This window comes from Pseudomonas brassicae, assembly GCF_010671725.1.
GTDB classification, from domain to species: domain Bacteria; phylum Pseudomonadota; class Gammaproteobacteria; order Pseudomonadales; family Pseudomonadaceae; genus Aquipseudomonas; species Aquipseudomonas brassicae.
On the sequence record NZ_JAAHBU010000404.1, the window covers coordinates 1 to 13,856 of the forward strand.

Below are 13,856 nucleotides of genomic sequence, written 5' to 3' on the forward strand. Positions count from 1 at the left end.
AGTCGCTGCCCGCCAGCGGGTGGCGCTGCGGCCAGGGCGTCACGCTGAGCATCGGCGGGGCGAGCAGCACCCACGCCAGGTCGCGCACCGGGGGCTGGCGCAACTGGCGGGGCAGGTCGCTGAGGTCGCAAAAGGCATCATCTGCGAGCATAGACCCCACCGGCGCATACCATGCAAAAACTGCAACGCACGCATTGCGGCGTTTGCCGCTGCGCGGCGCTTTCGCCCATAATCAACGCTTTGGCCAACCGCGCCTTTCTACCGCCGCAAGGCCTCGCAGGAGCCCCATGGAGCAATTTCGCAATATCGGTATCATCGGTCGCCTGGGCAGTTCGCAGGTGCTCGATACCATTCGCCGACTGAAAAAATTCCTGCTGGAGCGGCATCTGCACGTAATCCTCGAGGACACCATCGCCGAAGTGCTGCCCGGTCACGGCCTGCAGACGTCCTCGCGCAAGCTGCTGGGCGAGGTCTGCGACATGGTCATCGTGGTCGGTGGCGATGGCAGCCTGCTGGGCGCTGCACGCGCGCTGGCGCGGCACAACATCCCGGTACTGGGCATCAACCGCGGCAGCCTGGGCTTTCTCACCGACATCCGCCCTGATGAGCTGGAAGTCAAGGTCGCCGAAGTGCTCGACGGTCACTACCTGGTGGAAAACCGCTTCCTGCTGCAGGCCGAAGTGCGCCGCCACGGTGAAGCCATCGGCCAGGGCGACGCGCTCAACGATGTGGTGCTGCACCCAGGCAAGTCCAACCGCATGATCGAGTTCGAGATCTACATCGACGGCCAGTTCGTCTGCAGCCAGAAGGCCGACGGCCTGATCGTCGCCACCCCGACCGGCTCGACCGCCTACGCGCTGTCGGCCGGCGCCCGATCATGCATCCCAAGCTGGATGCCATCGTGATCGTGCCGATGTACCCGCACACCCTCTCGGGGCGGCCGATCGTGGTCGACGGCAACAGCGAACTCAAGATCGTGGTGTCGCGTGACCTGCAGCTGTACCCACAAGTGTCCTGCGACGGCCAGAACCACTTCACCTGCGCCCCCGGCGACACCATCACGGTGAACAAGAAACCGCAGAAACTGCGCCTGATCCATCCACTGGACCACAACTACTACGAGGTCTGCCGGACCAAGCTCGGCTGGGGCAGCCGTCTGGGTGGTGGAGGCGACTGATGCTCGATCCTGCGCGCGGTTACGACCTGATCGGCGATGTCCACGGCTGTGCCCACACCCTGGAGCGCCTGCTCGATGCCCTCGGCTACAAACGCCAGGGCGGGGTGTGGCGACATGCGCAGCGTCAGGCGATTTTCCTGGGCGATATCATCGACCGTGGCCCGCGTATCCGCGAGGCCCTGCATATCGTGCACGACATGGTCGAGGGCGCTCAGGCCCATTGCATCATGGGCAACCATGAACTCAGCGCCCTGGGCTGGACCACGCCGGCGTTGCCCGGTAGCGGCAAGCAGTTCGTGCGTGAGCACAACCCGCGCCATGCCCGCCTGATCGAGGAAACCCTCACCCAGTTCGCCGACCATCCGCGCGACTGGCAGGATTTTCTTGGCTGGTTCTACGAGCTGCCACTGTTCATCGACGCCGGGCGCTTTCGCGTGGTACACGCCTGTTGGGATGCACGGCTGATCGAACCGCTGCGCCAGCAGCACCCGGACGGGCGCATCGACCAACACTTCGTGCAGGCATCGGCGGTGGCCGGCAGTTTTGCCCACACCGTGTGCAACCGACTGCTGCGTGGCACCGACATGCGCCTGCCCGACGGCCTTACCTTGACCGGGGGCGATGGCCTGACCCGCGCCTTCTTCCGTACCAAGTTCTGGGAAGAAGACCCGCAGACCTACGGCGACATCGTGTTCCAGCCCGATGCGCTGCCGGCCGAGGTGGCCAGTGCGCCGCTCAGCCGCAGCCAGAAGAACGCGCTGCTGCGCTATGGCGAGGATGAGCCGCTGCTGTTCGTCGGGCATTACTGGCGCAGTGGCAAGCCGGCGCCGATCCGCCCCAACCTGGCCTGCCTGGACTACAGTGCAGTGCTCTACGGCAAGCTGGTGGCGTACCGGCTGGACGCCGAAACACGCATCGACCCGCGCAAGTTCGTGTGGGTCGATGTCGAACGGCCGGAGGCCAGTCAATGAGTGCGGCGAGGGTGATGCGCCTGCCGCTGAGTGTCGATCTCAGCGGCTTTGTCGAACTGCTCAAGCGCCTGCAGGTACCCCATCGGGTCTCGGAAGAGGGCAACGAGCAGGTGCTGTGGACCCTCGATCACCTGGTGGAGGACGTGCGCCAGCTGTACCAGCGCTTCCCTGACGGCAACCCCGATATCGAGCTGGCGCCGCTGCCCAGTGCGTTGAAAGCGGTGCGCCCGAGCCTGGGCGCGCAGGCCAGGGCGAGCAAGGTCACGGCGGCGATCCTGCTGTTGTGCCTGGTGGTCGCGGGGCTGACCGGCCTTGGCGAGAACCTCTCGACCCTGAGCTGGCTGACGTTCCTGGATTTTCGCGTACAGGGCGATTACCTGTACTTCACGCCGCTGTTCAGCAGCCTGGAGCAGGGCCAGTGGTGGCGGCTGTTCAGCCCGATGCTGGTGCATTTCGGCCTGCTGCACCTGGCCATGAACGGCCTGTGGTACTGGGAACTGGGGCGGCGTATCGAATTGCGCCAGGGCGCCTGGGCACTGTTGAGCCTGACCCTGCTGTTCAGCCTGGTGTCGAACGTGGCGCAATTCGTGTTTGGCGGGCCAAGCCTGTTCGGTGGCCTGTCCGGTGTGCTGTATGGCTTGCTCGGCCATGTGTGGCTGTACCAGTGGCTGGCGCCCCACCCGTTGTACCGCATGCCGCGCGGGGTGCTGGTGATGATGCTGGTGTGGCTGTTGCTGTGCCTGTCGGGGCTGGTCAGCCTGCTCGGCTTTGGCGCCATCGCCAATGCCGCGCACGTGGGCGGGCTGTTGGTCGGTTGCCTCAGTGGCCTCTTGGGCGGGGCGCTGGCGCGGCGTAAACTGTCGGCTTGATTTCTGGAGATGCTATGTCCACCTTTTCGCAAATGATCGAAAACATCACCCCGCAAATCTACGAAAGCCTGAAACTGGCCGTGGAAATCGGCAAGTGGTCCGATGGGCGCAAGCTCACCCCGGAGCAGAAAGAACTGTCGTTGCAGGCGGTGATCGCCTGGGAACTGCAGAACCTGCCCGAAGACCAGCGCACCGGCTACATGGGCCCGCAGGAGTGCGCCTCGAAGTCGGCACCGGTGCCTAACATCCTGTTCAAGTCGGATGCGATCCATTGATCGAAGTCGGCCGTGGTTCCATCAGCAAGATGACGGCACGCCTCGAGCAGCCGGTCGTGCAATACGCGTTTCGCCTGGGCGACATCGACGTGCCGGTCAACCCGATGCTGGGCAAGACCGTACGCCTCGAATACCTGGGCGCGATCCACTGTACCCACTGCGGGCGCAAGACCAAGACCAGCTTCAGCCAGGGCTACTGCTACCCGTGCATGACCCGGCTGGCACAGTGCGACACCTGCATCATGAGCCCCGAGCGCTGTCACTACGAACACGGCACCTGCCGTGATCCGGCCTGGGGCGAGCAGTTCTGCATGACCGACCACGTGGTGTACCTGGCCAACTCGTCGGGCATCAAGGTCGGCATCACCCGCGCCACCCAACTGCCCACCCGCTGGCTCGACCAGGGCGCCAGCCAGGCCCTGCCGATCGTGCGCGTGGCCACCCGGCAGCAGTCCGGGCTGGTCGAGGATCTGTTTCGCAGCCAGGTTGCCGACCGCACCAACTGGCGCGCGCTGCTCAAGGGCAATGCCGAGGCGGTCGACCTGGTGGCGGTGCGCGAGCAACTGTTCGACAGCTGCGCAGAAGGTTTCAGGGGGTTGCAGGAAAGATTCGGCCTACAGGCGATCCAGCCACTTACCGACGTCGAACCGGTTGAAATCCGCTACCCGGTGCAGGCGTATCCCAGCAAGATCGTGAGCTTCAATCTGGACAAGAACCCGGTCGCCGAGGGCACCCTGCTGGGGATCAAGGGCCAGTACCTGATTTTCGACACCGGCGTGATCAATATTCGCAAGTACACGGCCTACCAGCTGGCCGTGCATCAGTAAAAGGACCGCCACATGCGTACCGAACAGCCGCAAGTGATCCACCTCAAGGACTATCAGGCGCCCGAGTACCTGATCGACGAGACGCACCTGACCTTCGAACTGTTCGAGGACCACAGCCTGGTCCACGCGCAACTGGTCATGCGCCGCAACCCGGCGCGCGGGGCCGGCCTGCCGGCGCTGGTGCTCGACGGCCAGCAACTGGAACTGCTCAGCGTGTCGCTGGACGACCAGGTACTGGACGCGGCGCACTACCAGCTCGACGACAGCCACCTCAGCGTGCAGCCCAGCGCCGAGCGCTTCACCCTCGACACCAGCGTCAGGATCCACCCCGAGACCAACACCGCGCTCGAAGGCCTGTACAAGTCCGGCGGCATGTTCTGCACCCAGTGCGAGGCCGAGGGCTTTCGCAAGATCACCTATTACCTCGATCGCCCGGATGTGATGAGCACCTTCACCACCACGGTGATCGCCGAGCAGCATCGCTACCCGGTGCTGCTGTCCAACGGCAACCCGATCGGCAGCGGGCCGCAGGAAGACGGCCGGCACTGGGCCACCTGGGAAGACCCGTTCATGAAGCCGGCATACCTGTTCGCGCTGGTGGCCGGTGACCTGTGGTGCGTCGAAGACACCTTCACCCGCCAGTCGGGGCGCGACGTGACGCTGCGCATCTATGTCGAGCCGGAGAACATCGACAAGTGCCAGCACGCCATGCTCAGCCTGAAGAAGTCGATGCGCTGGGACGAAGAGGTGTACGGTCGCGAGTACGACCTGGACATCTTCATGATCGTGGCCGTCAACGACTTCAACATGGGCGCCATGGAGAACAAGGGCCTCAACATCTTCAACTCCAGTTGCGTGCTGGCGCGTGCAGAAACTGCCACCGATGCCGCGCACCAGCGCGTCGAGGCGGTGGTGGCGCACGAGTACTTCCACAACTGGTCGGGCAACCGCGTGACCTGCCGCGACTGGTTCCAGCTGTCGCTCAAGGAAGGCTTCACGGTGTTCCGTGATTCCGAGTTCAGCGCCGACATGAACTCGCGCACGGTCAAGCGCATCGAGGACGTGGCCTACCTGCGCACCCACCAGTTTGCCGAAGACGCCGGCCCCATGGCCCACGCCGTGCGCCCGGACAGCTTCATCGAGATTTCCAACTTCTACACCCTGACCGTGTACGAGAAGGGCTCGGAGGTGGTGCGCATGGTGCGTACGCTGCTGGGGGCCGAAGGGTTCCGCAAGGGCAGCGACCTGTACTTCGAGCGCCACGATGGCCAGGCGGTCACCTGCGACGACTTCATCAAGGCCATGGAAGATGCCAACGGTGTCGACCTCACCCAGTTCAAGCGCTGGTACAGCCAGGCCGGCACGCCGCGCCTGGCGGTCAGCGAGGCCTATGACAGCGCCGCGCAGACTTACAGCCTGACCTTCAGCCAAAGCTGCCCGGCCACCCCGGACAAGGTCGAGAAACTGCCGTTCGTGATCCCGGTGGAACTGGGCCTGCTCGACGCCCAGGGCAACGACCTCGCCTTGCGTCTGCAAGGCGAAGCACAGGCGGGCGCTACCACCCGGGTACTGTCGGTGACCGAGGCCGAACAGACCTTCACCTTCGTCGACGTGGCGGCCAGGCCGTTGCCGTCGCTGCTGCGCGGCTTCAGCGCACCGGTCAAGCTGAGCTTCCCGTACGACCGCGACCAGTTGATGTTCCTGATGCAGCACGACAGCGATGGCTTCAACCGCTGGGAAGCCGGCCAGCAGTTGTCGGTGCAGGTGCTGCAGGAACTGATCGGGCAGCACCAGCGCGGCGAGGCGCTGGTGCTCGATCAGCGCCTGGTCACCGCCCTGGGCACGGTGCTGGGCAATACCCGCCTGGACCAGGCGATGGTCGCCGAGATGCTCTCGCTGCCCAGCGAGGCCTACCTCACCGAAATCAGCGAGGTGGCCGATGTCGACGCGATTCACGCGGCGCGTGATTTCGCCCGCCAGCAGATCGCCGAGCAGCTGTTCGACGGCCTGTGGTCGCGTTACCAGGCCAACCGTGCACTGTCGCGTGACACGGCGTACGTGGCCGAGGCCGAGCATTTCGCCCGCCGCAGCCTGCAGAACATCGCGCTGTCGTACCTGATGCTCAGTGCGCGCCCTGAAGTGCTGGCGGCCACGCTGGAGCAGTTCGAGGCGTGCGACAACATGACCGAGCGCCTGACCGCGCTGGCCGTGCTGGTCAATTCGCCGTTCGAGGCCGAGCGTGCCAAGCACTGGAAAGCTTTGCCGAACACTTCAAGGACAACCCGCTGGTGATGGACCAGTGGTTCAGCGTGCAGGCCGGCAGCCCGTTGCCCGGTGGCCTGGCGCGGGTGCGCGCACTGATGCAGCACCCGGCGTTCACCGTGAAGAACCCGAACAAGGTGCGTGCATTGATCGGTGCGTTTGCCGGGCAGAACCTGGTCAACTTCCATGCGGCCGATGGTTCGGGTTATCGCTTCCTGGCGGACCTGGTGATCGAGCTCAATGGCTTCAACCCGCAGATCGCCTCGCGCCAGTTGGCACCGTTGACCCGCTGGCGCAAGTACGACGCCGCACGTCAGGCCTTGATGAAGGCGGAGTTGGAGCGCATTCGCGGCTCGGGTGAGCTGTCGAGCGATGTGTTCGAGGTAGTGAGCAAAAGCCTGGCCTGAGGGTTTAGGGCAGGGTGAAGGGGGGGGCTGATCTTTTGGGTCAGCCCCCTTCTGTATTTGCCAGCGAACAGACTGCTTGATTCAGTGTAGAAAAGTAATGTCATTGAAAACAGATTGTGCGGAATCCAAGGTGTTCAGCACTACTTCTGCTCCCGGACAATGGTGATCCACGCTACGTCCACCTCTCTGATCTTGATGATGTTGTGTGTACAGCCTCCAGCCGTTGAGTAACGTATTCCATACAATTCGTGGCCGAATCGGCGCAACATCAGATCCATGTTCGGAGCTCTGATGAAAATTGTGTTGTGCACCAGATCCAGATGCTGAACATGCATGCCTGCGCTGCGCAGGTTGCGGGTCAGCTCATTGAAAGGACCGAGCCTGGACGAAAGGTCTTTAGCTAGGATGCTGACGGGAGTGCTGTGTTCAGCAGCCAGCTTGCAAGCCGCGATCATCAAATCGTCCGTGTTCTGTAGCTGCAAAATTTACCTGACCCGGCCACCCATACGTACTGGTTCGTTCCAGCAACAGGCCCAGTCGCCCGTTGGCGTGCTGGCTGTGCTGGGTCACGAAGCCCTGGGCATGCAGCAGTGCGATCAGCTCGCTCTCGTGGAAGGCGCGCTGCAGAAAACTCAGGTGTACCGGCGCGTTGCCGGGGGTGGTGAAGCACAGGCTTGCCTCGAATACCCAGGGTTGTTGGCTCAGCAGCCGGCTGCTGGCCTGCAGGTGCCAGGTCTGGCCGAGCAGGTGCAGGGTGCGCTGGCCATTGAAGTAGTCGCTGTCGAGTATGTCGTCGCGCAGGTAGGCGTCCAGCCACAGCGTGTTGCCACCGCGCCGGTCCAGTGCGCTGGCCAGCGAGGCCGCCGCGCGGGTGACAGCGTGGTCGTCGAGCAGGTAGGCGCTGACGCAGCCAGGTACCAGGATGCGCTTGAAGCAGCGATGAAACGGCAGCTCGCGGATATCGCACTGCACCGCCAGCCCGCACGCGGTGGCGCGCCGGGCTCGCCGCAGTACGCCGAGGTCCAGGTCGCCGATCACATCGGGCGTGTGGTGCAGGCGCTGCATCAGGCCCAGGTAGCCGCCCAGCCACAGGCACGGCCCGGTGGGGCGAGCGTCGAGCAGCTCGACGGGCAGCGCGATCCACTGCTCGCAGTACTGTGCGTAATAGTCGAGCATCAGGTCGGTGGGGAAGGTCGATGGCATGGTCGCGCCTGGGGGTCGGGAACAGCCTGACGGTAGGCCTGGCCGGTACGGTTTACAAACACGCCGGGCAACTGTTAAGACTGACTGTGAGAATGTTTCTCTAACAGTTGAGCGGTACTGGATATGGACGTCGTACAGCAACAACCGCATGTGCCCGTGATCGAGCACCTGGTGGAGCACCTCAAGCACCAGATCGATCAGGGGCTGCTCAAGCCCGGCCAGCGCCTGCCCTCGATCCGTCGTCTGGTGGCCAGCCAGTCGGTGAGTTTCCATACGGTGGTCAGTGCCTACGAGCGCCTCGAAGCCTACGGGCTGATCAGCGCCCAGCCGGGGCGCGGCTATTTCGTCACCACCCGTACCTCGTCGCCCTCCGCTGGCCAGTGCAAGCCGTGGGTGCGCACCGACGACCCGCATGGGCTCAAAGCGTTCTGGCGCCTGTTCCATGGCAATGACCATTGCATGAAACTGGGGTGTGGCTGGCTGCCGGCGGGCTGGCGCGACACCCAGGCGCTGGCGCGGGTGATCCGGCGCACTGCCAATTTCGCCCACAGCTCGCTGGTGGAGTACGGTGACCCAGCCGGTTACCTGCCGTTGCGCCAGACCCTTGCCGACTACCTCTCGCCGCGCCTTGGGGTGGGGCTGGGCCCGGACTACCTGCTCACCACGCTGGGTGCGACCCAGGCGCTGGACCTGGTGATCCGCCTGATCATCGAGCCAGGCGACCGCGTGCTGGTGGACGACCCGTGCAACAGCAACCTGGTGCAGCTGTTGCGCCTGCGCGGCGCCCAGGTGGTGGGCATCACCCGGCGCAGCGACGGGCCGGACATCGAGCAGGTGACGCAGGTGCTGGCGGCCGGCACGGTCAAGGCGTTCTTCATCAATTCGCGCCTGCACAATCCCACGGGCACCTCGCTCAGCCCACACAATGCCTTCCAGCTGTTGCAACTGGCCTATGCCCACGACATGAACATCGTCGAGGACGATGTCTACGGCGACTTCTGCTCGGCCCCCGATCACCGGCTGGTGACCCTGGACGGGCTGCGCAAGGTGATCTACATCAGCAGTTTTTCCAAGTCGCTGTCGGCCAACCTGCGGGTGGGTTACATCGCCGCGCCGCCCGACCTGATCGCGCGCCTGGCCGACCTCAAGCTGCTGACCAGCGTGTCGGTGCCCAGCTTCTGTGAGCGCTTCATCAGTGCGATCCTGCTCGACGGCAGCTACGACCGCCATCTGCTGGCGGTGCGGCGCAACCTGCAGACCGCCCAGGCGGTGGCCCAGGCCAGTTTCAAACGCTGGGGCTGGGAACTGTTCCACCCGGTCAAGGAAGGCATGTTCATCTGGGTGCGACACCCGCGCCTGGCCAGTCTGGAGGCACTGGTCAACGCCGCCTTCGAGCGTGACATCCTGCTGGCGCCGGGCGTGCTGTTCAGTGCCGACGGGCAGCCGGTGCCGTGGCTGCGCATCAACGTGGCGCACCTGGACGTGGACAAGGCACGGGGCGCTGCTGGAGCACCCCGACGTGCTGCAAGGCAGCGCGCGGTTACTGTCTTAACAAAAGATAACGCGTTGTCCGTTGTCATCCATTTCCAAAGCCTGCTAGCTTGATGCCAGCATTCGCGGGGCTCTAGCTTGCCGCTTCCAGCCCCGCTCGTACCACCCGAATAACAATAATCGTGGGAGAGGACTATGAGTGTATTCACGGCCAGCGCCATGCTGGGCCTGGCACTTGGGTTGGGGCTGTTCGCCGAAGCGGTCGAGGCGGCCGACACCAGCCCGGCGCCGCAGACCGTGTATTCGCAAGCGTCGGACAAGGCTGCGCGCAGCCTGCTGCTCGACGTGGCCAAGGCCGGCCCGCGCCTGGTGGCGGTGGGCGAGCGCGGGCACATCCTCTTCTCCGATGACCAGGGCCAGAGCTGGAACCAGGCCCGCGTCCCCAGCCGCCAGTTGCTGACGGCCGTGTATTTCGTCGACGACAAGCGTGGCTGGGCGGTGGGGCACGATGCGCAGATCCTTGCCAGCAGCGATGGCGGTGCCACCTGGAGCAAACAGTTCGAAGACCCGGCGCGCGAAGCGCCGTTGCTCGATGTGTGGTTCCAGGACGCCGAGCACGGCTTTGCGGTAGGCGCCTATGGTGCCCTGCTGGAAACCCGCGATGGCGGCAAGCAGTGGCAGGACGTCGCCGAGCGCCTCGACAACCCCGACCAGTTTCACCTCAACGGTATTGCCGCGGTGAAGGACGCCGGGCTGTTCATCGTCGGCGAGCAGGGCAGCATGTTCCGCTCCCACGACGCCGGGCACACCTGGGCGCGTGTCGAAGGGCCGTACGAGGGGTCGCTGTTCGGTGTGATCGGCACTGCACAGTCCAACACCCTGCTGGCCTACGGGCTGCGCGGCAACCTGTACCGTTCCGCCGATTTCGGCAGCACCTGGCAGGCGATCAGCCTGCAAGGCCCACGCGGTTCGCTCGAATTCGGCCTGGCAAGCGCTACGCTTCTCGATGATGGCAGCCTGGTGCTGGTGGGCAATGGCGGCACCGTGCTGCGCAGCACCGATGATGGCCAGCACTTCAGCGTGTTCAACCGCCCCGACCGTATTGCCCTGTCGGGCGTCAGCGGCCAGCACGATGGCCAGCTGATCCTGGTCGGCCAGGGCGGTGCGCGCCTGGCCACCGCCACGGGCGCCGCGAGGGCCCAACCATGAGCAGCCGGGAGTCGTTCAACATGCAGCACAATCAGGACAAGGCGAGCCTGCTCGAGCGTCTGATCTTCAACAACCGCCCCGTGGTGATCGGCATCTGCCTGCTGGTGAGCATCTTCCTGTTCTGGCAGGCCACGCTGATCCGGCCGTCCACCAGTTTCGAGAAGATGATCCCGTTGGAGCACCCGTTCATCCAGAACATGCTCGAGCACCGCAACGACCTGGCCAACCTGGGCAACACCGTGCGTATCTCGGTGGAGGCCAAGGACGGTGACATCTTCAGCAAGGAGTACATGGAAACCCTGCGTCAGATCCACGACGAGGTGTTCTATATTCCCGGCGTCGACCGTTCTGCGCTCAAGTCGTTGTGGAGCCCGAGCGTGCGCTGGACCGAGGTGACCGAAGAAGGCTTTGCCGGTGGCGAGGTGATTCCGCAGACCTACGACGGTTCCCCCGACAGCCTCGAAGACCTGCGCAACAACGTGCTCAAGTCGGGCCAGGTCGGCCGGCTGGTGGCCAACAACTTCAAGTCGAGCATCGTCGATGTGCCGTTGCTCGAGTCCTACCCCGACCCCAAAGACCAGGGCCGCCTGATCAAGCTCGACTACCAGACGTTTTCCCATCAGCTGGAAGAGCTGATCCGCGACAAGTTCCAGGCGCAGAACCCGAATGTGAAGATCCACATCGTGGGCTTCGCCAAGAAGGTCGGCGACCTGATCGATGGCCTGATGATGGTGGCGATGTTCTTTGCCATCGCGCTGGTGATCACCTGGGTACTGCTGTACTGGTTCACCTGGTGCATCCGCAGCACCATCGCCGTGCTGATCACCACGCTGGTGGCGGTGGTGTGGCAGCTGGGGCTGATGCATGCGGTGGGCTTCGGGCTCGATCCGTATTCGATGCTGGTGCCGTTCCTGATCTTTGCCATCGGCATCTCCCACGGGGTGCAGAAGATCAACGGTATCGCCTTGCAGTCCAGCGATGCCGACAACGCGCTGACCGCGGCGCGGCGCACCTTCCGCCAGCTGTTCCTGCCGGGGATGATCGCGATCCTGGCCGATGCGGTGGGTTTCATCACCTTGCTGATCATCGATATCGGGGTGATTCGCGAACTGGCCATCGGCGCCTCCATCGGCGTGGCGGTGATCGTGTTCACCAACCTGATCCTGCTGCCGGTGGCCATCTCGTACGTGGGCATCAGCAAGAAGGCCATCGAGCGCAGCAAGAAGGACGCCACCCGCGAGCATCCGTTCTGGCGCCTGCTGTCCAACTTCGCCAGCCCCAAGGTGGCGCCGGTGTCGGTGCTGCTGGCACTGGTCGCGTTCGGCGGCGGCCTGTGGTACAGCCAGAACCTGAAGATCGGCGACCTTGACCAGGGCGCGCCGGAGCTGCGCCCCGACTCGCGCTACAACCAGGACAACCGCTTCATCATCAGCAACTACTCGACCAGCTCGGACGTGCTGGTGGTGATGGTCAAGACCCCGACCGAAGGCTGCTCGGTGTACAAGACCCTGGCGCCGATCGACGAACTGATGTGGAAGATGGAGAACACCCCCGGCGTGCAGTCGGCGGTGTCGCTGGTGACCGTGTCCAAGCAGATGATCAAGGGCATGAACGAGGGCAACCTGAAATGGGAAAGCCTGTCGCGCAACCCGGACATCCTCAACACCTCGGTGTCGCGTGCCGAAGGCCTGTACAACGCCGACTGCTCGCTGGCGCCGGTGCTGGTGTTCCTCAACGACCACAAGGCCGAGACGCTCGACCGTGCGGTGAATGCGGTCAAGGCGTTTGCCGCCGAGCATGACCAGGAGGGCCTGGAGTTCCTGCTGGCGGCGGGCAACGCCGGGATCGAGGCGGCCACCAACGAGGTGATCAAGTCGGCCGAGTTGACCATCCTGATCCTGGTGTACCTGTGCGTAGCGGTGATGTGCATGATCACCTTCCGCTCGTTCGCCGCCACCTTGTGCATCGTGTTGCCGCTGGTACTGACCTCGGTGCTGGGCAATGCGCTGATGGCCTTCATGGGCATTGGCGTGAAGGTCGCGACCCTGCCGGTGGTGGCGCTGGGGGTGGGGATCGGCGTGGACTACGGGATCTACATCTACAGCCGCCTGGAGAGCTTCCTGCGCGCCGGGTTGCCCTTGCAGGAGGCGTACTACCAGACGCTCAAGTCGACTGGCAAGGCGGTGCTGTTCACCGGGCTGTGCCTGGCGATCGGGGTGTGCACCTGGATCTTCTCGGCCATCAAGTTCCAGGCCGACATGGGCCTGATGCTGACCTTCATGCTGCTGTGGAACATGTTCGGCGCGCTGTGGCTGTTGCCGGCGCTGGCGCGGTTCCTGATCAAGCCCGAGAAGATGGCGGGCACCCAGAGCAAGTCGATTTTCGCGCACTGACAGATAGACCGAGTCGATTGCATCGCGGGTCGAGGCGAGTCGTCGCACCGCGATGCTAGTGAGGTTGGGGTATCATGCACATTTACCCAGGAATACTCCCCATCATGACCACCCTTGCCCAAGCCCTCGAATACTGCGACATGCTGGTGATCGATGGCCAGCACGCGTTCGATTTCACCTACGAAGAGAGCGGCTTGCACATCGAGTTGATGGACGGCCGCCTACTCAAAAAATGGGTGTTCAGCTCCGGGCAAATTGCCAGCGCCCGCGCCGAAGGCCAGGACTGGCTGATCGCAAACGACGCCGGCGAGTATCGTCTAGTCTGTCTGGACGCTTTTAGCGCCCCCGAAGAGGACGACGATGAAACGCCTGTTGATGCCCCTGCTGACCGCTAGTGCCATGCTGCTGACGACCGCCGCCCACAGCCACGAACTGCTGGTGGGCACCCACGACGCGATCTACCGCTACCACTTCGACAGCCAGACCGGCCAGCTCGACAACACGCCCCTGCAGGTGCTCAAGAGCACCAACCCATCCTGGCTGACACTGGACCCGGATCGTCACGTGGTGTTCGCCGTCAACGAAAATGGCGAGGGCAGGGGGCAGGTCAGCAGCTTCAGCCGGGACAGCGCCAGCGGTGCGCTCAGCCTGTTGAACCAGGCCCCCAGCAACGGTGATGAGCCAACCCATTCGAGCCTGAGCACGGACGGGCGCTTTCTGTTCGTGGCCAACTACGGGGTCAAGCCTGACCCGGGCGCAGCCTCAGCTGTGT

The 13,856-nt window shown here is 64.1% G+C and carries 11 protein-coding genes and 3 pseudogenes; 11 read left to right on the forward strand and 3 right to left on the reverse strand.

The window, feature by feature from the left end:
• Positions 1-151, reverse strand: a pseudogene (locus G3436_RS29090) (hypothetical protein); the annotation flags it as partial.
• Positions 152-287: 136 nt separating this feature from the next.
• Here G3436_RS29090 and G3436_RS22830 point away from each other — a divergent pair.
• The 6 genes and pseudogenes from G3436_RS22830 (at position 288) to pepN (ending at position 6,788) form a co-directional block, all read left to right on the forward strand.
• A pseudogene (locus G3436_RS22830) lies at positions 288-1,177 on the forward strand (NAD(+) kinase).
• The gene (locus tag G3436_RS22835; protein ID WP_163949781.1) at positions 1,177-2,148 is read left to right on the forward strand and encodes a metallophosphoesterase; all 972 of its coding nucleotides are present in this window, start codon (positions 1,177-1,179) and stop codon (positions 2,146-2,148) included. Before G3436_RS22830 ends, G3436_RS22835 begins: the two are co-directional and overlap by 1 nt.
• On the forward strand, positions 2,145-3,017 hold the full coding sequence (locus G3436_RS22840; RefSeq protein ID WP_163949799.1) for a rhomboid family intramembrane serine protease: 873 nt from the start codon (positions 2,145-2,147) through the stop codon (positions 3,015-3,017). Before G3436_RS22835 ends, G3436_RS22840 begins: the two co-directional genes overlap by 4 nt.
• A gap of 14 nt (positions 3,018-3,031) precedes the next feature.
• Positions 3,032-3,292, forward strand: a complete 261-nt coding sequence (locus G3436_RS22845) for a YeaC family protein (RefSeq protein WP_163949802.1) — start codon at positions 3,032-3,034, stop codon at positions 3,290-3,292.
• Positions 3,289-4,119, forward strand: coding sequence for a DUF2797 domain-containing protein (locus G3436_RS22850; protein ID WP_178116572.1), 831 nt, complete (start codon positions 3,289-3,291; stop codon positions 4,117-4,119). Before G3436_RS22845 ends, G3436_RS22850 begins: the two co-directional genes overlap by 4 nt.
• A gap of 12 nt (positions 4,120-4,131) precedes the next feature.
• Positions 4,132-6,788 (forward strand): annotated as a pseudogene (pepN, locus tag G3436_RS22855) (aminopeptidase N).
• A 140-nt stretch (positions 6,789-6,928) separates the two neighbouring features.
• Here pepN and G3436_RS22860 read toward each other — a convergent pair.
• Together G3436_RS22860 and G3436_RS22865 are read right to left on the reverse strand one after the other, a co-directional pair.
• Positions 6,929-7,243, reverse strand: coding sequence for a hypothetical protein (locus G3436_RS22860; RefSeq protein ID WP_163949804.1), 315 nt, complete (start codon positions 7,241-7,243; stop codon positions 6,929-6,931).
• On the reverse strand, positions 7,215-7,991 hold the full coding sequence (locus G3436_RS22865) for a hypothetical protein (RefSeq protein WP_163949807.1): 777 nt from the start codon (positions 7,989-7,991) through the stop codon (positions 7,215-7,217). Before G3436_RS22865 ends, G3436_RS22860 begins: the two co-directional genes overlap by 29 nt.
• A gap of 123 nt (positions 7,992-8,114) precedes the next feature.
• Between G3436_RS22865 and G3436_RS22870 the strand changes: the two genes are divergently transcribed.
• From G3436_RS22870 to G3436_RS22890, 5 genes are all read left to right on the forward strand, one after another.
• Positions 8,115-9,596: an aminotransferase-like domain-containing protein gene (locus G3436_RS22870; RefSeq protein ID WP_163949810.1), complete on the forward strand. Its 1,482-nt coding sequence runs from the start codon at positions 8,115-8,117 to the stop codon at positions 9,594-9,596.
• An 81-nt stretch (positions 9,597-9,677) separates the two neighbouring features.
• A complete protein-coding gene (locus tag G3436_RS22875) occupies positions 9,678-10,691 on the forward strand; it encodes a WD40/YVTN/BNR-like repeat-containing protein (RefSeq protein ID WP_163949813.1) in 1,014 nt (337 codons plus the stop codon).
• Positions 10,688-13,084, forward strand: a complete 2,397-nt coding sequence (locus G3436_RS22880; RefSeq protein ID WP_163949816.1) for an efflux RND transporter permease subunit — start codon at positions 10,688-10,690, stop codon at positions 13,082-13,084. The genes G3436_RS22875 and G3436_RS22880 overlap by 4 nt, the downstream gene beginning before the upstream one ends.
• Positions 13,085-13,188: 104 nt before the next feature.
• Positions 13,189-13,479 carry a DUF5629 family protein gene (locus tag G3436_RS22885; protein WP_163949819.1) on the forward strand — a complete coding sequence of 97 codons (291 nt, stop codon included), beginning with the start codon at positions 13,189-13,191 and terminating at the stop codon, positions 13,477-13,479.
• Positions 13,445-13,856, forward strand: a 412-nt coding sequence (locus tag G3436_RS22890) for a lactonase family protein (protein WP_163949822.1), incomplete at its 3' end; no start/stop codon positions are given. The genes G3436_RS22885 and G3436_RS22890, both read left to right, overlap by 35 nt.

Bases quoted from the DNA above. Each gene is read 5' to 3' on its own strand.
- G3436_RS22880 (WP_163949816.1), top strand. From the start codon at position 10,688: ATGAGCAGCCGGGAGTCGTTCAACATGCAGCACAATCAGGACAAGGCG.
- G3436_RS22870 (WP_163949810.1), top strand. From the start codon at position 8,115: ATGGACGTCGTACAGCAACAACCGCATGTGCCCGTGATCGAGCACCTG.
- G3436_RS22865 (WP_163949807.1), bottom strand. From the start codon at position 7,991: ATGCCATCGACCTTCCCCACCGACCTGATGCTCGACTATTACGCACAG.
- G3436_RS22860 (WP_163949804.1), bottom strand. From the start codon at position 7,243: ATGATCGCGGCTTGCAAGCTGGCTGCTGAACACAGCACTCCCGTCAGC.
- G3436_RS22835 (WP_163949781.1), top strand. From the start codon at position 1,177: ATGCTCGATCCTGCGCGCGGTTACGACCTGATCGGCGATGTCCACGGC.
- G3436_RS22840 (WP_163949799.1), top strand. From the start codon at position 2,145: ATGAGTGCGGCGAGGGTGATGCGCCTGCCGCTGAGTGTCGATCTCAGC.
- G3436_RS22845 (WP_163949802.1), top strand. From the start codon at position 3,032: ATGTCCACCTTTTCGCAAATGATCGAAAACATCACCCCGCAAATCTAC.
- G3436_RS22875 (WP_163949813.1), top strand. From the start codon at position 9,678: ATGAGTGTATTCACGGCCAGCGCCATGCTGGGCCTGGCACTTGGGTTG.
- G3436_RS22885 (WP_163949819.1), top strand. From the start codon at position 13,189: ATGACCACCCTTGCCCAAGCCCTCGAATACTGCGACATGCTGGTGATC.